13 protein-coding genes and 1 pseudogene are annotated in these 20,871 nt (G+C 70.0%); 8 read left to right on the forward strand and 6 right to left on the reverse strand.

All coding sequences use genetic code 11. The annotated features are described in order from the left end of the window. Nucleotides 1-25 precede the first annotated feature (25 nt). A complete protein-coding gene (locus tag VIL76_RS04080; protein ID WP_332043718.1) occupies nucleotides 26-2,401 on the reverse strand; it encodes a membrane-bound PQQ-dependent dehydrogenase, glucose/quinate/shikimate family in 2,376 nt (791 codons plus the stop codon). A 99-nt stretch (nucleotides 2,402-2,500) separates the two neighbouring features. Between VIL76_RS04080 and VIL76_RS04085 the strand changes: the two genes are divergently transcribed. After that, nucleotides 2,501-3,961: a L,D-transpeptidase family protein gene (locus VIL76_RS04085; RefSeq protein WP_332043719.1), complete on the forward strand. Its 1,461-nt coding sequence runs from the start codon at nucleotides 2,501-2,503 to the stop codon at nucleotides 3,959-3,961. Between the two features lie 134 nt (nucleotides 3,962-4,095). Here the strand turns inward: VIL76_RS04085 and VIL76_RS04090 are convergent, their stop codons facing one another. Continuing rightward, on the reverse strand, nucleotides 4,096-5,109 hold the full coding sequence (locus VIL76_RS04090) for a sensor histidine kinase (protein WP_332043720.1): 1,014 nt from the start codon (nucleotides 5,107-5,109) through the stop codon (nucleotides 4,096-4,098). Nucleotides 5,110-5,395: 286 nt separating this feature from the next. Between VIL76_RS04090 and VIL76_RS04095 the strand changes: the two genes are divergently transcribed. The 4 genes from VIL76_RS04095 to VIL76_RS04110 all read left to right on the forward strand — a co-directional run bounded on the left by VIL76_RS04095 (nucleotide 5,396) and on the right by VIL76_RS04110 (nucleotide 10,198). Continuing rightward, the gene (locus VIL76_RS04095) at nucleotides 5,396-6,427 is read left to right on the forward strand and encodes a glycine zipper 2TM domain-containing protein (RefSeq protein WP_332043721.1); all 1,032 of its coding nucleotides are present in this window, start codon (nucleotides 5,396-5,398) and stop codon (nucleotides 6,425-6,427) included. A gap of 259 nt (nucleotides 6,428-6,686) precedes the next feature. Further along, nucleotides 6,687-8,279: an amidase gene (locus VIL76_RS04100; RefSeq protein ID WP_332043722.1), complete on the forward strand. Its 1,593-nt coding sequence runs from the start codon at nucleotides 6,687-6,689 to the stop codon at nucleotides 8,277-8,279. 184 nt (nucleotides 8,280-8,463) lie between these two features. Continuing rightward, nucleotides 8,464-8,886: a CBS domain-containing protein gene (locus VIL76_RS04105; protein WP_332043723.1), complete on the forward strand. Its 423-nt coding sequence runs from the start codon at nucleotides 8,464-8,466 to the stop codon at nucleotides 8,884-8,886. A 94-nt stretch (nucleotides 8,887-8,980) separates the two neighbouring features. Beyond that, on the forward strand, nucleotides 8,981-10,198 hold the full coding sequence (locus tag VIL76_RS04110; RefSeq protein ID WP_332043724.1) for a glycosyltransferase: 1,218 nt from the start codon (nucleotides 8,981-8,983) through the stop codon (nucleotides 10,196-10,198). A 146-nt stretch (nucleotides 10,199-10,344) separates the two neighbouring features. Here the strand turns inward: VIL76_RS04110 and VIL76_RS04115 are convergent, their stop codons facing one another. From VIL76_RS04115 to VIL76_RS04125, 3 genes are all read right to left on the reverse strand, one after another. Continuing rightward, complete coding sequence (locus VIL76_RS04115; RefSeq protein WP_332043725.1) at nucleotides 10,345-11,562, reverse strand: acyl-CoA dehydrogenase family protein; 1,218 nt, start codon at nucleotides 11,560-11,562, stop codon at nucleotides 10,345-10,347. Then, nucleotides 11,562-12,677 carry an acyl-CoA dehydrogenase family protein gene (locus tag VIL76_RS04120; protein WP_332043726.1) on the reverse strand — a complete coding sequence of 372 codons (1,116 nt, stop codon included), beginning with the start codon at nucleotides 12,675-12,677 and terminating at the stop codon, nucleotides 11,562-11,564. The genes VIL76_RS04115 and VIL76_RS04120 overlap by 1 nt, the downstream gene beginning before the upstream one ends. An 87-nt stretch (nucleotides 12,678-12,764) precedes the next feature. Continuing rightward, complete coding sequence (locus VIL76_RS04125) at nucleotides 12,765-12,962, reverse strand: hypothetical protein (RefSeq protein WP_332043727.1); 198 nt, start codon at nucleotides 12,960-12,962, stop codon at nucleotides 12,765-12,767. Nucleotides 12,963-13,089: 127 nt separating this feature from the next. Between VIL76_RS04125 and VIL76_RS04130 the strand changes: the two genes are divergently transcribed. The 3 genes and pseudogenes from VIL76_RS04130 to VIL76_RS04140 form a co-directional block, all read left to right on the forward strand. Continuing rightward, nucleotides 13,090-13,338, forward strand: a complete 249-nt coding sequence (locus tag VIL76_RS04130) for a hypothetical protein (RefSeq protein ID WP_332043728.1) — start codon at nucleotides 13,090-13,092, stop codon at nucleotides 13,336-13,338. A 49-nt stretch (nucleotides 13,339-13,387) separates the two neighbouring features. Beyond that, the gene (gene pepN / locus VIL76_RS04135; protein ID WP_332043729.1) at nucleotides 13,388-16,018 is read left to right on the forward strand and encodes an aminopeptidase N; all 2,631 of its coding nucleotides are present in this window, start codon (nucleotides 13,388-13,390) and stop codon (nucleotides 16,016-16,018) included. 293 nt (nucleotides 16,019-16,311) lie between these two features. After that, nucleotides 16,312-17,964 (forward strand): annotated as a pseudogene (locus tag VIL76_RS04140) (PAS domain-containing sensor histidine kinase); the annotation flags it as partial. Between the two features lie 14 nt (nucleotides 17,965-17,978). On the opposite strand, the gene VIL76_RS04145 reads toward VIL76_RS04140, so the two are convergent. Beyond that, the gene (locus VIL76_RS04145) at nucleotides 17,979-20,864 is read right to left on the reverse strand and encodes a bifunctional [glutamine synthetase] adenylyltransferase/[glutamine synthetase]-adenylyl-L-tyrosine phosphorylase (RefSeq protein ID WP_332043731.1); all 2,886 of its coding nucleotides are present in this window, start codon (nucleotides 20,862-20,864) and stop codon (nucleotides 17,979-17,981) included. Nucleotides 20,865-20,871: the final 7 nt, after the last annotated feature.

A 20,871-nucleotide genomic window follows, 5' to 3' on the forward strand; every position in this document is an offset into this window, starting at 1 on the left:
CTGCGTAGCGCGGCCCTCGTTGCGTCTAGGGGAGAGCGTAGGCGACCACGTAGTCGCCCTTCTCCTGCGTCTGGCGGGCCCCGCCGGCCGAGACCACCACGTACTGCTTGCCGGTCTTCGGCGAGACATAGGTCATCGGCGTGCCGCCCGCGCCCACCGGCAGTCGGCCCTGCCAGAGCAGCTTGCCCGTGGCGTTGTCATAGGCCCGCAGGTACGGGTCGGTGGTGGCGGCATGGAACGTCACCCCGCCGGCCGTGGTGATCGGCCCGCCGACCCCAAAGGTGCCCAGCGGGATCTTCAGCCCCGACTTCATCTCCAGCGGCCCGTGCATCTCCGCGGTGCCCAGCGGCACCTGCCAGACCACCTTGCGGTTCACCAGGTCCACCGCCGACAGCTCCCCGCCCGGCGGCTCCAGGCACGGCGTCTTCAGCGGCCCCAGCGGCCGGTCGTTGTCGGCCTTGTAGAGGATGGCGCCGCGGCTCTGCGGCGGGCGGTCGGGCGCGAGCTGCGCCGGGTTCCCTTTCACCCGCTTCAGCTCGACGCTCTGCGGCAGCCGGATGGTCGGCACGATCAGCAGGCCGCGCTTGGCGTCCCAGGAGCCGGAGCCCCAGTTCATGCCACCGGCGTTGCCGGGGTACTGCAGGCTGGGCTTGCCCTCCGGCCCCGGCGGCGTGAACTCGCCCTCGTAGCGCAGCTTGCGGAACACGATCCGGCAGGCCAGCTGGTCGAGCGGGGTCACGCCCCACATCGTCGCCTCGGTGAGCCGCTCAGAGCTGATCCCAGGGATCGCCGAGAACGGCTGGGTCGGCGCGACCCACTCGCCGGGCGCGGCGCCCTGCGGCACGGGCCGCTCCTCCACCGGGACCAGCGGCACGCCAGTCCGGCGGTCGAGCACGAACACCTGCCCGCGCTTCGTCAGCACGATCACCGCCGGACCCATCGCGGTGTCCACCAGCATCGGCTGGGCCGGCACGTCCCAGTCCCAGACGTCGTGGTGCACGGTCTGGAACTTCCAGCGCTCGCGGCCGGTGGCGATATCGAGGGCCACCACCGACGAGGAGTACTGTTCCGACCGCGCCGAACGGTGCGAGCCCCAGTAGTCCGGCGTGGCGTTGCCGGTCGGCAGGTAGACCAGCCCCAGGGCCTCGTCGAAGGCCGGCGTGGACCAGACGTTGGGGGTGCCCCGCGTATAGGTCTGCCCCTCCGGCGGCAGCTTGGTGATCTCCGGATTGCCCAAATCCCAGGCCCAGATCAGCTCGCCGGTCTCGGCCGAGAAGGCGCGCACCACGCCGGACGGCTCGCCCAGCTCGCGGTTGTCCATCACCCAGCCGCCGATGATCACCCGGTCGCCCGCCACGGTCGGCGTCGAAGTCTGGAAGTAGAAGCCGCGCTTCACCTCCCCCATGCCGCCCTTCAGGTCCACCACCCCGCCCTGCCCGAACGTCGGGCAGCGCTGGCCGGTGGCCGCGTCCAGCGCGAACATCCGCGCGTCGATGGTGGTGGAGATGATCCGCCGGTCGCAGAGTCCCGGGGCCGCGGGCGCGGGAGCCGCAGGCGTCGTCGTGGGGGCCGGCGCCGGAGCCGCTGCCCTGGCCGCGGCCGTCTCGTAGTAGCCGACGCCGCGGCAGCGGTTCCAGAAGCCCGGCCGCACCTTCGGGTCGTGCCGCCACTTCTGCTTGCCGGTGTCGGCGTCGAGCGCGATCACCACGTTGGTTGGCGTGCAGACATAGACCGTGTCGCCGATCTGCATCGGCGTGTTCTGGTCCTCGTTGCCGCGGTTGGGCTTCTCGCCGGTGCGGAAGGTCCAGGCGACCTTCAGGTTCTCGACGTTGCCGGCGTTGATCTGCTCGATGGGGGCGAAGCGCGACCCGCCCGCGTCACGGCCGTAGTAGCGCCAGTCGCCTGCCGGACCCGCCGCCACCGCCTTGGCCGCCGGGGCCGCGCCGGCCTTCGCCTGGCCCTGGCTGTAGGTCAGGGGGATGCTGCCGAGCAGCAGGCCCAGGCCTGCCAGCACGCCCAGGCCGTTGGCGACCAGCGCCGCCGTCCTCCAGCGCCCGCGCACCATGCCCAGCGTGATCAGCAGCACGACGATGCCTAGCACCACCGGGCCGTCGAGCCTGGGCAGCAGCGGCCAGAAGCTCACGCCCGACTCGGCCAGCGCCCAAACGATCGTGGCGAGCAGGGTCAAGCCGTAGATCAGCGCCCCCAGCGGCCGGCGCATGGCCATGAGCACCCCGCCGACGATCAGCGCCACGCCGGCGGCCAGGTAGTAGGGGCTGCCGCCTAAGCTGGTGAGCTGGAAGCCGCCCAGCACCAGCGGCACGCCGACCGCCGCGATGATCAGGCTGAACAGCACGGCCAGCCAGTAGCCGACCCCGCGACGCGTCCGCGTCTCTGACATCTCGGAATCCCCCCGTTTTCCGCAGTTTGCACGCTCCGGCCGTCACCGCAAACCGGTGCTCATATGACAACCTCGGCCGCCCGGCTGCGTTAGGGGGGTATGAAGAACCCTCCGCACGCTTCCGTTCTGGGGAGGCTTGGCCTCGCCTGCGCCCTGTTCCTGGGGCTTTCCCTCGCCGCCTGCCAGAAGGAGGCGCCTCCCGGATCGATCGCCGGAGACGACGTCGAGCTGGCCCTGAAGACCCTCGCGGAAGCTCCGACCCACGGCTTCGCGCCCGGCTCGTTCAACGAGCAGCGCATCCGCCAGCTCTCGGAGTCGAAGAGCAAGGCCGACCTGAAGACCCGCGACCGCCTGCTCTACGCCGCCCTGGTTTCCTATTCCGAGGCCCAACACGGGCTCTCGATCCCGAAGGACCAGTTCCCCCACACCTGGGGCGTGCGGCCGAAGAAATATGACGCCGCCGTCTCGCTGCAGCAGGCGGTGAAGGAGAAGAAGTTCAAGGACTGGATCGCGGCCCAGCCGCCCGCCTTCCCCACCTACCAGGCCCTGCAGAAGGCCTATGTCGACTATCTCAACGTCTCCGCCGCCGGCGGCTGGCCGGAGGTGCCCAAGGGCGTGAAGCTGGGCGCCACAGGCCCCGGCGTGGTCGCCCTGCGCCAGCGCCTCGGCGTCGAGGACCCGCTGGTCCGCCAGGTCCCGACCGAGACCCCCTTCGACGCCGCCCTCGCCCAGGCCGTCAGCCGCTTCCAGGCCGCCTACGGGCTGAAGCCCACCGGCCAGGTGGACGGCGAGACCCTCAAGGCCCTGAACATCCCGGTGATCACCCGCGCCGCCCAGCTGCGCGCCAACCTCGAGCGCCTGCGCTGGCTGCCGCGCGAGGAGCCGCCCACCCGCGTGGACGTCAACACCGCCGCCCAGCTCTTCGTCTACTACGAGGACGGCCAGCCGAAGCTCAGCATGCTCTCGGCCGCCGGCAAGCCCGGCGACGAGACCCCGATGCTGATGTCGAAGATCGACAACATCGTCCTCAACCCGCCCTGGAACGTGCCCGAGGGCATCGCCCAGGAGGAGCTCTATCCTAAGGGCGAGGCCTATCTGGCGGCCAACAACTTCACCAACGTCGACGGCCGCCTCGTCCAGCGGCCGGGCCCGGAGAGCGCGCTGGGCCTCGTGAAGTTCGACTTCGACAACCCCTACGCCGTGTACCTGCACGACACGCCGGCCAAGGCCGCCTTCAACCGCAGCCAGCGGGCGGTGAGCCACGGCTGCGTGCGCCTGCAGCACGCCCTGCAGTTCGCCCAGGTCCTGCTCTCCCGCGAGCCCGGCTGGTCCGGCGACCGCATGAACCAGGTGCTCGCCTCGCGCGAGACGACCACGGTTAAGCTGAGCAAGCCGGTGCCGGTGCGCCTGATGTACCTGACCGCCTTCCCGGAAGCCGGCCGCACCGCCTTCCGCGGCGACATCTACGGCTGGGACGGCGAGCTCCTGCGGCTCCTCGACGGCGCCACCATCGGCAAGGTGGCGCAGACGAAGACGCCGGCAAGCGCGCGCCGCGGCTAAGACAGTCCGTCTTCCCTGCTCGTCATGGCCGGGCTTGTCCCCGGCCACCCAGACACGCGGGCGGCGCCGGATAGGCTGGGGCAGTGCTGACGCGATCCTCCCGGCGTCGTGCTTCTGAGTGGCCCCGGCGCGGCTCAGGCCGCCAGCCGGTCCTTGCGCATCCGCAACGTCGCGATCACCCCGGTGGGCAGCCAGTCGTAGGTGATCGCCCCGTCGAGCTGCTCGGCGACGCTGCGCGCCAGGAGCTTGCTTCCGAAGCCGCCCATTTCGGGAGCCTCCTCGATGACCGGACCGCCGGACTCCGCCCAGGTGATCGTGATGTCCGACTCGTCGCTGCTGCTGGAGACGTCCAGGGTTCCCGTATCCACCGAGAGCGCGCCGTGCTTCAGCGAATTGGTGGCGAGCTCGTGGATGACCAAGGCAAGGGTCCGCGCCGTCCGTTCGCCGACGCCCATCCTCTGGACGGCGATCCTGATGCGCCCGGCGAAGGCTCCGGTGTCGTCGTAGGGAGCCAGCAGCACCGCGAACAGGTCGCCGAGGAGCACCGCCGTCCCCTCGTGGCCCGGAAGCGGCCGCACCAGATCGTGGGCGCGGCCCAGGGCCGTCAGCCGGCCGATCAGCTCGCTGGACATCTCCCCGATGGTGGCCGCCGAGCGCGAGCTGATGTGGGTGAGCCCAGTCGCCACCGCCAGCAGGTTCTTGACCCGGTGGCTCATCTCGCCGGCGAGCAGCTCGTGACCCTCCTCGGCCTGCTTGCGGCCGGTCACGTCCAGGAAGATGCCGAACATGATCCGGTCCACGATGCCGGCGTCGGCGCCCTGCCCCCGGGCCGAGATCCAGCGCACCTCGTGGCCCAGCACGATCCGGAAATCGATCTCATACGGGCCGGCGACGGATCGCGTGGCGAGGAACGCCGCTCTCACCCGGTCCCGGTCGGCCGGGTGGATGTGGGCGGACAGGGTCTCGAACTGGACCTCCCGCGTCCACGGCAGGCCCCACAGCTCGAACGCCCGCTCGTCCATGGTGAAGCGGTTGCTGTCGACGTTCCACGACCACAGCGCCACGCAGGCGGCGTCGATGGCGAGCCTCAGGTGCTCGGGGCGCCAGGCCACGGGCGACGGGCGCGGGTCGGTCATTTCTGCGGACAAAGGTCGAACTCCACGCCCAACTGCGCCAGACCGACACGTCGATTCCACTAAGCGCTACTGCAAGGCCGATGACAAGGCGAAACGAAGAAAGAACCCCTCGAGATCAGAAACACGAGTTGAGGTTTGGTTCCGCATACAATCTAAACACATTGGTATATTTTTTCAGAGCCCCAATAAATACATACTATGGGGCGACATATTATTTCACTGCCATTGTTATTACTGGAGGCGAAGCTTACATGATGACTGTCGGGACGGGTACGCCTCGTCCCAAGGAGCCCACCCCATGCGAATTTCCACCCTGGTCGCCGGCGTCTGCGCCGCGGCCTTGATCCCCACCGCCGCGTTCGCGCAACAGACCTGCGAGCAACGCCAGAACAGCCGGGTCGTCGGCACGGTCGCCGGAGCCGGCCTCGGCGCGGTCGCCGGCGGCGCCGTCGCCGGCCGCGACGATCGCACCACAGGCGCGGTCATCGGCGGCATCGCCGGAGCCCTGCTCGGCAACCATCTCGCCAAGGGGCAGGCGGACTGCACCCGCGCCTATGGCTACTATGACAACAACGGGGCCTGGCACGCCAACGCGGTCGCCCGCGATAACGCGGCCGGCTACTTCGACCGGAACGGCGCATGGGTCGAAGGCGCGCCGCGCGGCCACTACGACCGCGACGGCCGCTGGGTCCAGGCCAGCACCGACGCCCAGGCGGCCGGCTACTACGACGCCAGGGGCCTCTGGGTCCCCGCCTCGGCCAGCGGCTACTACACCAACGATGGCCGCTGGGTGGCCGCCGCCGCGCCGGGCTACTACGATCGCTCCGGCCGCTGGGTCGCAGGCCCCGCGACTGGCCGGTACAGCTCCGACGGCCAGTGGATCACCGGCCAGGCGAGCGGCCGACGCGACGCCAACGGCGTCTGGGTCGCCGACCCTCAGCCGGGCTATTACGACAACGGCCGTTGGGTCCGGGGTGAGGCGGTGGGCTATTACGACGCCCGCGGCCGGTGGATCTCCACCGACGGCCGCCAGTCGCAGCGCGCCGACTATCAGAATACGGACCGCTCGCGCAGCGTCGACGAGCGGGAGGCCGAGCTTTCCCAGCGCATCCGGCGCAACATGGAGAACGGCCGGCTGAGCCGCATGGAAGGCCAGCAGGCGATGCGCAGCCTGGCGGCGATCGAGCGCGAGGAGCGCTCGCTGTTGAACCGCCGCGGGGTCCTGGGCCCGCGCGCCCAGGCGACCATCCACGAGCGGCTGGACACCCTCAGCGCGACGATCCGCGAGGACGTCCGCGACGGCCGCAGCGAGCGGTACGGCAGCCGCTAAGCCTGCAAGACGATCCCCGCGCCGTCCGCGGCGCGGGGATGGGTCTGCTCACCACTGGACAGAGGCCACGAACATGCTTTTCACCGCGTCCGCCCTCCTCGTGCTCGCCGCCCTCGCGGCGCCGCTTGTCCTGCGCCGCCGCGCCGCCGCTCGCGCCCGCTGAGCACCTGACCGGCCAGGACCGGCGCAAGGTCCCTTCCCCCACTGGCGCGGCGCGCCGCCCTTTCGGTAGGGTGCGCGCGCCAGTCGGGGAGTTTCCATGTTCAAGTCGATCGCGGCCGCCGCCGCGCTTTCGTTCGTCGCCATAGCCGCCCAGGCCCAGCCGCTGACCCCCTATTCGTCGGCCGCCGAGCAGCAGGCGGCGATGAGCGCGCGGGCGATCACGTCGGAGCAGCTGGTGCGCCTCAGCCTCGAGCGCATCGAGAGGATCGACCGCGCCGGGCCCAGGCTGAACAGCGTCCTGGCGCTCAACCCCCGCGCCCTGGCCGACGCCCGCAAGCTGGACGCCGAGCGCCGCGCCGGCCGCGTGCGCGGGCCCCTGCACGGCGTGCCGATCCTGCTGAAGGACAACATCGACACCGCCGATGGCACGGCGACCACCGCCGGCTCCCTGGCGCTGAAGGACAACGTCACCAATCGCGACGCCCCGATCGTGCGGCGGCTGACCCAGGCCGGGGCGGTGATCCTGGGTAAGACCAACCTTTCGGAGTGGGCCAACTTCCGCTCCACCCGCTCGATCTCGGGTTGGAGCGGCGTGGCGGGGCTGGTTCGCAACCCGCACTCGCTCGACCGCACCGCCTGCGGCTCCTCGGCCGGCTCCGGCGCGGCGGTCGCGGCGGGCATCACGGCGCTGGCCATCGGCACCGAGACCAACGGCTCGATCACCTGCCCGGCCGCCATGAACGGGGTCGTCGGCCTGAAGCCTACCGTGGGCCTCGTCTCCCGCACCTTCATCGTGCCGATCTCGCCCGAGCAGGACACCGCCGGCCCCATGACCCGCACCGTCGCCGACACGGCCGCCGTCCTGACCGCGATCGCCGGGACCGACCCGGCCGATCCGGCCACGGCCGAGGCCGACCGGCGCAAGACCGACTACCTGCGGGCGCTCGACCGCAATGCGCTGAAGGGCGCCCGCATCGGCGTCCTGGGCTGGCTCGACGGCCGCTCGCCGCAGATGGACGCCGCCTACGGCGCCGCGGTCGAGGCGCTGAAGGCCGCCGGCGCCGAGCTCGTCCTGATCAAGGGTCCGCCCCCGGAGGACCTCAACAAAATCGGCGCCCAGAGCGGCGAAGCCCTGCGCGCCGAGTTCAAAGCGGCGCTGAACGCCTACCTGGCCACGACGCCGCCCGCCGTGCGCACCCGCACGCTGGACGACCTGATCGCCTTCAACGCCGCCACGGCGGCCGAGACGCCCCTCTTCGGCCAGGAGATCTTCGAGCAGTCGGCCAGGCAGCCGGCCCTCACCGATCCCGCCTACCTGGAGAAGCGGAACTGGCTCCGCACCCGGTCGCGCGAGATCCTCGACAAGCTGATGGCCGACAACAAGGTCGAGGCCCTGATCGCCCCTTCGGGCGGTCCGCCCTCGATCGTCGACCCGGTGAACGGCAGCCCGTTCTTCGGCTCGCCGTCCACCCTGCCCGCCGTCTCCGGCTACCCGCACCTGACCGTCCCCATGGGCAATGCCATGGGGCTGCCGATGGGGCTCTCGTTCACCGGACCCGCCTGGTCGGAGGCCCGGCTGCTCTCGCTCGGCTACGCCTTCGAGCAGGCGACCAAGGCGCGGATCGACCCCGGTTTGGTCCCGTCGCTGGCCGCCCGGCCGGAGGTCGCCAAGGCCTATGACCCGCGCTGAAAGGCTTGAACCGCCACGCTCTAACCCCAAATGTGTCGGTCAAGCTTAACGTGAAGGCCCCGCTTCCGGGGGGCCGCGGAGGTCGCCGCGATCATGGGAGCCGTGCAACCTCGCCCGTTCCACAGGGTTGAAGGTCGGGCCGGAGAGACCGGCCCAGCCTACCCTGACAGAAACGGAGCTTCCCATGAGGATCAGCGAGATCATGTCCCGCGACGTGCAGGTGGCGCGTCCGCAGGACAGCATTCAGAGCGTTGCGCGCAAGATGGCGGAGATCGACGCTGGGGCCATGCCGGTCTGCGACGGCGAGCGTCTGCAGGGGATGGTGACGGACCGCGACATCGTCGTGCGCGCCGTCAGCGAGGGCCGCAGCTTCGAGACGCCGATCTCGGAAGTGATGACGCCCGACGCCCACTACTGCTACGACGACGACGACATCCGGGCCGCGGCCGACCGGATGGCCGAGCTCCAGGTCCGGAGGCTGCCGGTGGTCGACCATGACCAGCGACTGGTGGGCATCGTTGCCCTCGGCGACATCGCCCGCGAAGGGAAGGACAAGACCACTGGCCAGGCTTTGGAAGAAATCAGCGACGCCCCGCCCAACAACTAAGCTGCGGGCGCTGAAGCAGCGTGGCCTGGAGAAGCAGGCCGCGCTGTTCCTGGCCGCCTCCAATAGCGTGATCGAGAGACAGAGGGCCCGCGAGATGCACCAGACTGTGGCGCCTCAGCACGAGAACCTCATCCGGCTCGATCCGGCCGACGCCCTGGCCTTCGGCGGCGAGCCGGCCGGCTTCCACCTGATCGACACCACCATGATGTACGCGCCGCGCTCCGGCGGGGTGAAGCGCTACCTGATGGCCAAGCGCGCCTGGCTCGAGCGCCGCCGGCCCGACGTGCGCCACACCCTGGTGGTGCCTGGGGCCAAGACCCAGGCCGAGGCCGACGGCCTGGTCACGGTCGCCGCCACCCGCCTGCCTTTCGGCAACGGCTACCGCATGCCGGCCAGCCTGACGAAGTGGGAGACCATCCTGCGGATGCTGGAGCCCGACGTCATCGAGGCTGGCGACGTCTTCGTGCCCGGCCACGCCGCCCTCGAAGCCGGGCAGGCCCTGGGCGTGCCGGTTGTGGGCTTCTGCCACACCGACGCCGCGACGCTTGCCGCCCTGCACTTCGGCGAATGGGCCGAGGCGCCGACCTTCAACTTCTGGGCCCAGGCCTACCAGCGCTTCGACCACGTCGTGGCGCCCTCCAACCACATGGCCGGCCGCCTGATCGAGGCCGGGGTGGAGCGGCTCACCGTGCAGCAGCTCGGCGTCGACACCGAGCTCTTCCACCCGGCCCGGGCCGACCGGCCCAAGCTGCTGCGCAAGCTGGGCCTGCCGTCCGAGACCCGCCTGCTGGTCTTCGCCGGCCGTCCGGCGCGCGAGAAGAACATCGACGCCATGATCGACGCCGTGGAGCGCCTGGGCGAGCCCTACCGCCTGCTGCTGATCGGCGCCGGCAAGGACGCCCGCTACTCGCCCCAGGTGATCTGCCTCGACTACGAGCGTGACCCGGTCAAGCTGGCCGCCCTCATCGCCTCCTGCGACGCTTGCCTGCACGCCAACGAGAACGAGATCTTCGGCCTCGTGGTGGTCGAGGCCATGGCCGCCGGTCTGCCCGTCGTCGGCTGCCGCACCGGCGGCGTCGGCGAGCTGATCGACGAGACGGTCGGCCAGCGGGCCGAGAGCGCCGACCCCGCCCACCTCGCCGAAGCCATCGAGGCCCTCTTCGCCCGCGACCTGGAGCCGATCGCGCAGGCCGCCCGCAAGCGCGCCGAGACCCGCCACGGCTGGGACCCCGCCTTCGAGAGCCTCACCAGGCTTTACACCCGCCTGCTCGCCGAAGCCCCGGCGCGCCAGCCGCTGGCGCTGACGGCCTGAGACATTCCTGACGCTGTTTTTTGGCGAAGAGACCGTGCTGCGGTATTCTACAGTACGGTCTTTCTCAATGTGTCAGGTACTTAGTCAGTTGCGAGAGTTGTCGCGCTGACTCGTGCAAATAGGCCTGACACGGCGTGTGACATCGCCTAGCGGCCGGTCGGCATGTCCTTGAACGGGATGTCCTTGTCCACCCGGATGTCCCCCGGCAGGCCCAGCACCCGCTCGGCGATGATGTTCTTCAGGATCTCGTCGGTGCCGCCGGCGATCCTGAGCCCCGGCGCGAACAGTACCGAGCTCTGGAAGGCGCCCTTGAGGGGGCTCAGGTCCGCATCCTGGATGATGCCGTACTGATCGAGCATCTCGATCGCGGTGTTCGCCAACTCCTGCATCTGCACGGCCGAGATCACCTTGCCGATCGAGCTCTCCGGCCCCGGCGTCTGCCCGCGGCTGAGCGCTGTCAGCGTGCGGTTGCGGGTGTGCTTGAGGCCTTCGGTCGCCACGTACCAGTCGGCGATCTTCTCGCGCAGCGCCTGGTCCTTGATCGCCGGCGCCCCGTCGAGACCGGTGATGCTGCGGGCGGCCTCCATGAACTCCTTCCAGCCCGCACCGGAAGGCCCGCCTACCGCCAGCCGCTCGTTCATCAGGGTGACGAGGGAGACCTTCCAGCCGTCGTCCACGCCGCCCAGCCGCTGGCTGTCCTTCACTCGCACATTGGTGAAGAACACCTCGTTGAACCCGGACCCGCCCGACATCTGGTGGATAGGCCGCACCTCGATGCCCGGGTCCTTCATGTCCACCCAGAACATGGTCAGGCCCTTGTGCTTCGGCACGTCCGGGTTGGTCCGGCAGACCACGATGCCGAAATCGGAGAACTGCGCCCCCGTTGTCCACACCTTCTGGCCGCTAATCACCCACTCGTCGCCTTCGCGGATGGCGCGGGTCCTGGACGCCGCCACGTCCGAACCGCCGGAGGGCTCGGAGAACAGCTGGCACCAGATCTCCTCGCCGCGCAGGGCGGGACCAACGAACCGCTTCTTGGTCTCGTCGTCGGCGAAGGTCATCACCGTCGGCACGCACATGCCCAGGCCGATCTGGAACGGGTTCGGCGGGATCGGGTACTTGGCCTCTTCCTGGTTGAAGATGACCTGCTGGATCGGCGTGCCGCCCGGCCCGCCCCACTCCTTGGGCCAGGTGATCTGGGCGTAGCCGGCGGCGGCCTTCTTGGCCTGCCAGGCCTTTGACGCCTTCATCGAGCCGCCGCCCTCGCCGTCGTCGAAGGCAGCCTTCTTGGGCGCGTTCGCCTCCAGCCAGGCCCGGACCTGGGCGCGGTAGGCGGCTTCTTCGGGGCTGTCGTTGAAGTCCATTAGGCCGCGTTCCTCCGCTCGAGCTGGCTCACAAGCCGCTCCTTCCAGACCCGGGGCGCGCCAGCGACGAGCGAAAGCTGCCGCGAGCGCTTGTAGTAGAGGTGGCAGTCCAACTCCCAGGTGAAGCCGATGCCGCCGTGGGTCTGGATGTTCTCCTTCGAGGCGAACCAGAAGGCCTCGGACGCCGCGATCCTGGCCGCGCTCGCCGCCACCGGCAGCTCCGGCGCATTGCTGTTGAGCGCCCAGGCCCCGTAGTAGGCGTTGGACCGCGCCAGCTCGTTCTTCACGTAGATGTCCGCCAGCTTGTGCTTGATCGCCTGGTAGGAGGCGATCACCCGGCCGAAGGCGTAGCGCTCCAGCGCATAGGCCTTGGCCATCTCCAGGCACTTGTCGGCCCCGCCGCACTGTTCGAAGGCCAGCAGCACCGCGGCACGGTCGAACACCTGCTCGACCAGCGCGAACCCTTCGCCCGCCCCGCCGATCCGCTGGGCCGCCGCGCCCTCGAACGTCAGCTTCGCCGCGTCCCGGGTCGAATCGAGCGTCCTGAGCATCTCGCGGCTGACGCCGCCGGCGCTCAGGTCCACGAGGAACAGCCCCGGCTGGCCGTTCTCCTTGGCGAGCACCAGGCAGTGGGTGGCGATATCGCCGTCGGTCACCGGCACTTTGGTCCCGGACAGCTTGCCGCCGGACACCGTCGCATTGAGCGTCCCCGGGGTCACGGGACCCGGGCCTTCCGACGTCGCCACCGCGCCGATCACCTCGCCCGCCGCGATCCTCGGCAGCAGGTCGGCCTTCTGGGCGTCGTCGCCGGCCAGCATGATCGCCTCGGCCAGGAAATAGACGGTCGAGGCGAAGGGGATCGGCGCCACGGCCCGCCCCAGCTCCTCGGCGATGACGCAGAGCTCCAGGTGGCCCAGCCCCAGGCCGCCGTGCTCCTCCGGGATCGCCGCGCCCAGCCAGCCCTGGCCAGCCACCGCCTGCCAGAGGGCCTCGTCATAGGCCTTGCCGTCGTCGTCCAGCACCTTGCGCACCTGGGCCGACGAGGCGTTCCCCTCCAGGAACTTGCGCGCCTCGGACTTCAGGAACTTCTGGTCGTCGGAGAAGTCGAAATTCATCTACGCCCCCGCCATTCCGGCGTTGTCGGTTTCTTCGCGCGTCAAGCCTACGCGCCGGGGGCGTGCGGTGGAAAGCGTGACCTCGCGTCAGGCGGTGGGCGAGGTGAACACGCCGAGCTTCGAGAGGCGGCCGACGAGGCGGCCGCCGTCCCACAGCTCGACCGCCTCGCCCTCGGCCGCGGCTTCGCGCGCCTGCTCGACAGCGGCCTCGTCATCGGAGCAGTCGAAGGTGCGGCTGAGCTGCAGCCGCCCGGACCGGTCCACGGTGTACAGGCGATACGACATTGCTGGCATTCCCGACGCCCCAGCCGGCATCCGTTCTACGGACACCGCGCCGACGGTCGGTCGGGTTTCCTACACTTCAGCGTTTTTTCGGGGGAACATCGCGCACTGCCCGCCGGTTGGGCGCCAAATGACCGTCGACCAGCCGACCGTCATGCAGATCCTCGTCGCGTGGCGGCACAACAAGTGGGTCGTGGCCCGGAACGCCGTCGAGGTCGGCGCCTATGCCTACCGGGTCCACGCCATCGAGATGGCCCAACGGCTATCGGCCGAAGCCCGCAAGCTCGGCATCGCCTGCTACATGCTCGTGCGCGACAAGGGCGGGCAGTGGCAGGAGCGGAGCTGTCCCCGGCCGCTCCCGGAAGAACCGTCCGGCTGACGCCCACCGCGCCTTGTGGCCGCCATCCCGCAAGGACTAGATGGCCGCCATGCGTACAGAGACCCCTCAGGCCATTCGCCTCGCCGACTATCGCCCGCCCGCCTACCTCGTCGACGAGGTCCAGCTCACCTTCGACCTGCAGCCGAACACCACCCGGGTGAGGGCGAAGCTGGCGGTGCGGCGCAACGGCGAGCACGCCGAGCCCCTGCGGTTCAACGGCGAGCGGCTGAAGCCGGTCACGGTGGCGATCGACGGCCGCGCGCTCGACGAGGCGGAGCGCTCGATCGACGGCGAATACCTCACCATCCCCAACCCGCCGGCGGCGTTCACCCTCGAGACCGAGGTCGAGATCGACCCGGAGAACAACAAGGCCCTCGAAGGCCTCTACATGTCCGGCGGCCGCTTCTGCACTCAATGCGAGGCCGAGGGCTTCCGCAAGATCACCTTCTGGCCCGACCGGCCGGACGTGCTCTCCCGCTTCACCGTGAGGATCGAAGCTGACAAGGCGTTCCGCCACCTGCTCTCCAACGGCAACCTGATGGAGCAGGGCGAGCTGCCCGGCGGGCGCCATTACGCGATCTGGAACGACCCCTTCCTGAAGCCCTGCTACCTGTTCGCGCTAGTCGCCGGCGAACTGGACGTCCTGGAGGACAAGCTCGTCACCATGAGCGGGCGCACCGTCGACCTGCGCATCTACGTCGATCCCGGGATGGCGCCGCGCGCCGCCTACGCCATGGACGCCCTGAAGCGCTCGATGAAGTGGGACGAGGAGGCCTTCGGGCGCGAGTACGACCTCGACCTCTTCATGATCGTGGCGGTCCGCGATTTCAACTTCGGGGCCATGGAGAACAAGGGGCTGAACATCTTCAACTCCTCGCTCCTGCTGGCCGACGAGAAGACCGCGACGGACATGGATTACGAGCGCATCGAGAGCGTCGTGGCCCACGAGTATTTCCACAACTGGACCGGCGACCGGATCACCTGCCGCGACTGGTTCCAGCTGTGCCTGAAGGAGGGCCTGACGGTCTTCCGCGACCAGAGCTTCTCGGCCGACATGCGCGGCCACGCTGTGCAACGCATCAAGGACGTGAAGGCGCTGCGCGCGCGCCAGTTCGCCGAGGACCAGGGCCCGCTGGCCCACCCCGTCCGGCCGTCGAGCTACATGAAGATCGACAACTTCTACACGGCGACCATCTACGAGAAGGGCGCCGAGGTCATCCGGATGCTTAAGACCCTCATCGGGGACGAGGCGTTCCGCGCCGGCATGGACCTCTACTTCGATCGATGGGACGGCCACGCGACGACGGTGGAGGCCTTCATCGAGTGCTTCGCCGAGGCTTCGGGCCGCGACCTGTCGCAGTTCTTCGCCTGGTACGAGCAGGCGGGCACCCCCCGCCTGACCCTGACCCACCGCTATGACGAGGACGCCCAGACCCTCACCGTCGACCTGAAGCAGGCGACGCCGCCTACGCCGGGCCAGCCCACCAAGCGGCCGCTGCCAATCCCGGTCAGGCTCGGCCTGCTGGACCACGAAGGCCGCACGCTGGCCTTCGAACGCGACGGCCAGGCGGTGGACGAGACGGTGATCGTGCTCGACAGCGAGACGGCCAGCGTGACCCTCACCGGTGTCGAGCGTCCGCCGGTGATCTCGGCGCTGCGGCGCTTCTCGGCCCCGGTCGTGCTGACCACCGACTCGCGGCCCGCCGACCGCTACGTCCAGCTCGCCGCCGACCCCGACCTGTTCAACCGCTGGGAAGCCGGCCAGGAGCTGGCGCGCGAGCTGATCCTGGGCCGCGCCGCCGGCCGGCCCAATGAGGTCGGCGAGGAGCGCTACGCCGACGCCGTAGGCCGCGCCCTGAGCGACCAGGCTTCCGATCCGGCCTTCAAGGCGCTCTTGCTGGCGCTGCCGTCCGAACAGGACCTGGCGTTGGCGGTGCAGCCCGCCGATCCGGCTGCGATCCACGAGGCGCGGGAAGCCCTGCGCATGCGTCTCGCCCTGCACCTGAACGGCGAGCTGCGCCGGCTGCATACCGGCCTGCAGGACCTCGGCGAGTTCTCCCCCGACGCCGCCGGCGCCGGCCGCCGCGCCCTGCGCAACGCAGCCCTAGACCTGCTGGCCGCGAACCCTCGCTCTGACACCGTGGAGATCGCCGAAGGCCACTACCGCGCCTCCGTGAACATGACCGACCAGATCGGCGGCCTCTCGGCCCTGATGCTGATCGGCGGGAAGCCGTTCGAGGATGCGCTTGCCGACTTCTATGCGCGCTGGAAGTCCGAGCCCCTGGTCATCGACAAGTGGTTCGCCGTGCAGGCGCGCGATCCCGACGAGGGGGCGCTGGGGCGCGTCATGGGCTTGACCGCCCACCCCGCTTTCGACGCCAAGAACCCGAACCGGCTGCGGGCCCTGGTCTCCACCTTCGCCAACTTCAATCCCGTGCGCTTCCACGACCCGAGCGGCGCCGGCTACCGCTTCCTCGCCGACCAAATCCTGGCGGTGGACGGCTACAACCCGATGACGGCGGCCAGGCTCGTCGATCCGCTCGGCGGCTGGCGGCGCTACACGCCCGAGCTGGGCCAGCTCATGAAGGCCGAGCTCGCCCGGATCGCGGAGACAAAGGGCCTGTCGAAGAACGTCTACGAGCTCGCCACCCGCGCGCTCGTTGAGGACGACGCCGACTGAATCAAATTGCCACGCCAAAGCTTCCCCTTCGGCGGTGACGGATTCGCCGAAGCACTTCAGACTCTGCCTTTCCTTGGGCGGGCCAGAACGAGGAACATCGGACGTTGGGGAGGGGCGAGACGGCTGATGTCAGACGGCTCGACCGCGCGCGCCTAGACGCGCCGGAGCCGCCGACGACGCGCTTTGCCCGCATCGTCATCCTGGCCGCCCTGCTCCTGCTGGCCGTCTACACCGCCTTCGCCGTGATGCGCCTGCAGCAGGGCCCGCAAGGGGCCGGCGAACAGCTCGCCTGGCTCACCGTGCCGCTGGCGGTCGCCTTCGCGCTCGGCCTGCTGCTGCTGATCGAGTCACGGCGGATCGAGCGGGCCCACGCGGCCTACACCGACTCCGAGCAGCGCTTCCGCCTGGCCGTGGAGGCCGCGCGCTGCGGCATCTGGGAGTGGGACCTCACCACCGACAAGTTCTTCATGTCGGACGTCACTGGGGCCCTCTTCGGCTGGCGCGGCGGCGTGGTCGAGGGCCAGCAGGTCATGGACCGCGTCTGGAGCGGCCATCGCGACGGGCTGCGCGATGCGCTCGGCAATGCGGCCGTTTACGGCGGCTTCGACGTCTCGTTCCGGGTGCCCAGCCTCACCGGCGGCCGGCCGGTCTGGATCGACATGCGTGGCCAGGGCTTCGGTCTCGCCTCCGAGGGGGGCTACGCGCGGATCATCGGGGTCGCGCTCGACGTCACCGAGGAGCGGATGGCGCAGGCCCGGGCCCAGACCGCCGAGACCCGGCTGCGCGACGCGATCGAGAGCGTGTCCGAGGCTTTCGTCCTCTGGGACAAGGCCGGGCGCCTGCTGATGTGCAACAAGAATTTCCGCAGCTTCTACCGGCTCGATCCGCAGCTCCTGAAGCACGGCGCGACCCGCGAGCAGGTGGACCGCTTCGCCCAGCTGGCGGTGCGCCAGGAGGTCCACGAGCCGGGCGGCCGCCGCGGCGTGCGCGAGGTGGAGCTGGTCGACGGCCGCTGGGTGCAGATCTCGGAGCGCTCGACGGCCGAGGGTGGCCTCGTCGTCACCGCCGCCGACATCACCGCCATCAAGGCCCAGGAGGAGGCCCGAAGGCTCAACGAGGAGGAGCTGCGCAAGGCCGTGGCCAACCTGGAGCGCAGCCAGGAGCAGCTCTCGGAGCTTGCCCGCAAGTACGAGGCCGAGAAGGTCCGCGCCGAGAGCGCCAACCAGGCCAAGAGCGAGTTCCTGGCTAACATGAGCCACGAGCTGCGCACGCCGCTGAACGCCATCAACGGCTTCTCCGAGATCATGGTCGCGGAGATGTACGGGCCGCTCGGCGACCGCCGCTACCGCGACTACGCCGGCGACATCCTCAGCTCAGGCCAGCACCTTCTGGCGCTGATCAACGATATCCTCGACATGGCCAAGATCGAGGCGGGCAAGTTCTCGCTGCGGTTCGAGCCGATGTCGATCGTCGAAGTGGCGGAGGACGCCGCCCGGCTGGTCCGCAACCGGGCCGAGGCGGCGGGCCTGAACCTCAACCTCGAACTGGACGACCTGCCGGAGGTCGAGGCCGACTACCGTGCGGTCAAGCAGGTTTTGCTCAACCTGCTTTCCAACGCCATCAAGTTCACGCCGCGCGGCGGGACCGTGACGATCCTCGCCGACCCGCGGGAGCTGCGTCCTGGGGAGCGGGTGAAGGTCTCCGTCCGCGACACCGGCATCGGCATCGCACCTGAGGACCTCGCCCGTCTCGCGCGGCCCTTCGAGCAGATCGAGAGCCAGCATTCCAAGACCCAGCAGGGCACGGGCCTGGGGCTGGCGCTCACCAAGTCCCTCGTGGAGATGCACGACGGCCTGCTGGAACTGACCAGCGCCCCCGGCAAGGGCACCACCGCCAGCTTCACCCTGCCGGTCCGGCAGGCCGCCAAGCAATTCGAGACCGCCTAGCCGCGGCCTGGCCGTTAGCGCGGCACGATCACGTCATAGGCGTTGCGGGCAGCCACACGTGCGGCCTCGACCTTGCCGCGAAGGCCCTTGAAGTCGCGCGCCTTGCCGGCCCTCGCCAGCAGGGCGCGGAAGGCCTTCGGCTCCTGCGCCGGATCGGCGGCATCCTCTAGCGCCACCTTCAGCAGTTGAGTGAGATCCTGCTGCAGCCGCCAGGCCTTCTCGAGCTCGGTAAGGGGCTCTGCGGGCGCAAGCCCGGTTTCGCGGAAAGAGGCGAGCGCCTCCGCCGTGTTCGGATTCAGCGGCCCGCCTTCGGCGGCGTGCGCCAGCTGCAGGAACTGGGCGGCGAACTCGATGTCGACCAGGCCGCCGGGGCTGAGCTTCAGGTCCCACGCCCCCTTGGGCGGGCGCTCGCGCTCCATCAGCTCGCGCATCTCGCGCACATCGGCGGCAGTCCGGGCGCGGTCCCGGGGCCGGCGCAGAGCGATCTCGATGGCCTCCGCCGCCTGCTGCGCGAAGTCGTCCGACGTGGCCCACACCACCCGGGCGCGGGTGAGCGCCAGCAGCTCCCAGGTCTCCGCCTCGCCTTGATAGTAGGCGTCGAAGGCGTTGCAGCTCACTGCGACCGGGCCCTTGGTGCCCGACGGGCGTAACTGCATGTCCACCTCGTAGAGGCCGCCCTCGGCCGTCTGGCTGGACAGCGCCGCGATCAGCCGCTGGGTGAACCGGCCGTAGAAGGTGGAGGCGTCCCAGCCCTTGCCGCTGGAGGCCTCCGCCGGGCTGGCGCCGCGGTAGAGGGTCATCAGGTCTAGGTCGGAGCCCGCGCTCATCTCGCGGGATCCGCACTTGCCCAGCGCGACAACGGCCACCTCGCCCTCAAACGTCCCGCCGAGGCGCACCGTCTCGGCCAGGGCCGCCGGCGCCAGCACCTCGATGCAGACGTCCGCCAGGTCGGCGAACGCCTTGCCAGCCACTTCGGCGGAGGCGGTCCCGCTCATCACCTGCACGCCGACGCGGAAGGCCTGTTCGCGGTGCACTCGGCGCACGACGTCCATGGCCGCTTCGAAGCCTTCGACGCGCGCCACGGCGCGGGCCATCACCTCGCGGTCCTCGGCGATGTCGATGGGCTCGAAGAAACCGGTGTCGAGCATGGCGTCGATAGCGGCCGGCCGGCGCGCCAGGGTGGACGCCAGCCGAGGGGCAAACGCCATCACCTGCACCACCAGCTCGAAAAGCTTGGGCTGCGCCAGGAACAGCGACTGCAGCTGCACGCCCGAGGACAGGCGAGAGAAGAAGTCGGAGAAGCGGTTGAACGCAGGGTCCGGGGCGCCGGAGGCCTGGGCGGCGTCCAGGAGGCGCGGGGCCAGCCGGGTGAACAGCTCGCGCCCCCGTTCGGTATGCGTCGCCGGGATGTGGCCGTGGTGCCAGCTGCGGATCGTCTGCGAGACCCGGGCGGGACTGGAGAAGCCCATGCGCGACAGGGTGGCCAGCGTCTCCGGGTCGTCGTCGACGCCGGTGAACACCAGGCTGCCGAACTTCGACGACAGCGGCTCCTCCTCCGGGAAGAGCTCGGCGTAGCGGCCGTTCACCGTCTTCAGCGTGCGGGTGATGGCCGCGTCGAAGCTCCGCAGCTGGTCGTAGCCGGCGAGCGCGGCGACCCGCTTCCGGTCAGCGTCGGACTCCGGCAGGCGGTGGGTCTGCTCGTCCTCCAGCATCTGAATGCGGTGCTCGATCGCGCGCAGCTGCCGGTAGGCATCCGTGAGCTCGGCGCAGGTCTCCGGCTCCACGTGACCCGCCTCCGTGAGCGCCTGCAGCGCCTCCAGCGTCCGGTTGGACCGCAGCGCGGGATTGCGCCCGCCGAGGATCAGCTGCTGGGTCTGCACGTAGAACTCGATCTCGCGGATCCCGCCGCGCCCGAGCTTCAGGTCCACGCCCTTGGCCGAGACGCGCTCGTCCACCTTGTGGGCATGGATCTGGCGCTTGATCGAGTGGATGTCGGCGATGGCGGCGAAGTCGAGGTTCTTGCGCCAGACGAAAGCCGTGAGCTCGCCCAGGAACGCCCTGGCGGCGACGAGATCGCCTGCACACGGCCGGGCCTTGATAAACGCGGCCCGCTCCCAGTTCTGGCCGACGCTCTCGTAGTAGTCGAGCGCCGCGGGCACCGGCACCGCCGGCTGGGTGGACGACGGGTCGGGCCGCAGCCGCAGGTCCATGCGGAACACGTAGCCGTCGCCCGTCTTGGCCTGCATCAGCTCGGAGAGGCGGTGCGTCAGGCGTACGGCGAAGGCCTGGGGCTCGACTCCCTCGGCCAGCGGCAGCTTTTCGGGTTCGAAGAAGACTGAGACGTCGATGTCGGAGGAATAGTTCAGCTCGAAGGCGCCCTGCTTGCCCATGGCGATGCAGAACCAGCCCGGGACAGGCCCTTCATCGCCTTCGCCCAGCCGGGTCAGCCGTCCCGCCGCAAGTTCGGCGCGGGCGGCGACGCAGAGCGCCGCGGCGACGGCGGCGTCGGCGAAACGGGTCAGCGCGCCGGTCACCTGGTCCAGGTCCCAGACGCCGCCGAGGTCGGCGAGCGCCGTCAGAAGGTGCAGCTCCGCCTTCAGCTTGCGCAGCGCCACGACGGCGGCGTCGCCGTCTAGGCCTGCCGCCGCTGCGGTCTGCGCCAGCACCGCCTCCAGCCGCTCCGCCGGATCAGCCGCCAGTACGCGGGCCAGCATCTGCGGGTCGCGCCGGCCTAGGCTCGCCAGATAGGGCGAAGCGGCGAACACCGGCTTCACGGCGGGCCAGGCCTGCTCCATGGCCTCGGTCCAGACCACATCAGAAATGATCTCGCGCGCCCGCTCGGTGGCTTTGGCGTCGATCACGGGGCCGCACGGACGAAGCTCAGCCGCGATTACCGCCATTTAACTG

This window comes from Phenylobacterium sp. (assembly GCF_036563285.1).
Lineage (GTDB): Bacteria > Pseudomonadota > Alphaproteobacteria > Caulobacterales > Caulobacteraceae > Phenylobacterium.

What these genes read in the sequence shown, in the direction of transcription:
- VIL76_RS04125 (WP_332043727.1), bottom strand. Translation starts at nt 12,962, where the DNA reads ATGTCGTATCGCCTGTACACCGTGGACCGGTCCGGGCGGCTGCAGCTC.
- VIL76_RS04115 (WP_332043725.1), bottom strand. Translation starts at nt 11,562, where the DNA reads ATGGACTTCAACGACAGCCCCGAAGAAGCCGCCTACCGCGCCCAGGTC.
- VIL76_RS04145 (WP_332043731.1), bottom strand. Translation starts at nt 20,864, where the DNA reads ATGGCGGTAATCGCGGCTGAGCTTCGTCCGTGCGGCCCCGTGATCGAC.
- pepN (WP_332043729.1), top strand. Translation starts at nt 13,388, where the DNA reads ATGCGTACAGAGACCCCTCAGGCCATTCGCCTCGCCGACTATCGCCCG.
- VIL76_RS04120 (WP_332043726.1), bottom strand. Translation starts at nt 12,677, where the DNA reads ATGAATTTCGACTTCTCCGACGACCAGAAGTTCCTGAAGTCCGAGGCG.
- VIL76_RS04130 (WP_332043728.1), top strand. Translation starts at nt 13,090, where the DNA reads ATGACCGTCGACCAGCCGACCGTCATGCAGATCCTCGTCGCGTGGCGG.
- VIL76_RS04095 (WP_332043721.1), top strand. Translation starts at nt 5,396, where the DNA reads ATGCGAATTTCCACCCTGGTCGCCGGCGTCTGCGCCGCGGCCTTGATC.
- VIL76_RS04100 (WP_332043722.1), top strand. Translation starts at nt 6,687, where the DNA reads ATGTTCAAGTCGATCGCGGCCGCCGCCGCGCTTTCGTTCGTCGCCATA.
- VIL76_RS04085 (WP_332043719.1), top strand. Translation starts at nt 2,501, where the DNA reads ATGAAGAACCCTCCGCACGCTTCCGTTCTGGGGAGGCTTGGCCTCGCC.
- VIL76_RS04080 (WP_332043718.1), bottom strand. Translation starts at nt 2,401, where the DNA reads ATGTCAGAGACGCGGACGCGTCGCGGGGTCGGCTACTGGCTGGCCGTG.
- VIL76_RS04110 (WP_332043724.1), top strand. Translation starts at nt 8,981, where the DNA reads ATGCACCAGACTGTGGCGCCTCAGCACGAGAACCTCATCCGGCTCGAT.
- VIL76_RS04105 (WP_332043723.1), top strand. Translation starts at nt 8,464, where the DNA reads ATGAGGATCAGCGAGATCATGTCCCGCGACGTGCAGGTGGCGCGTCCG.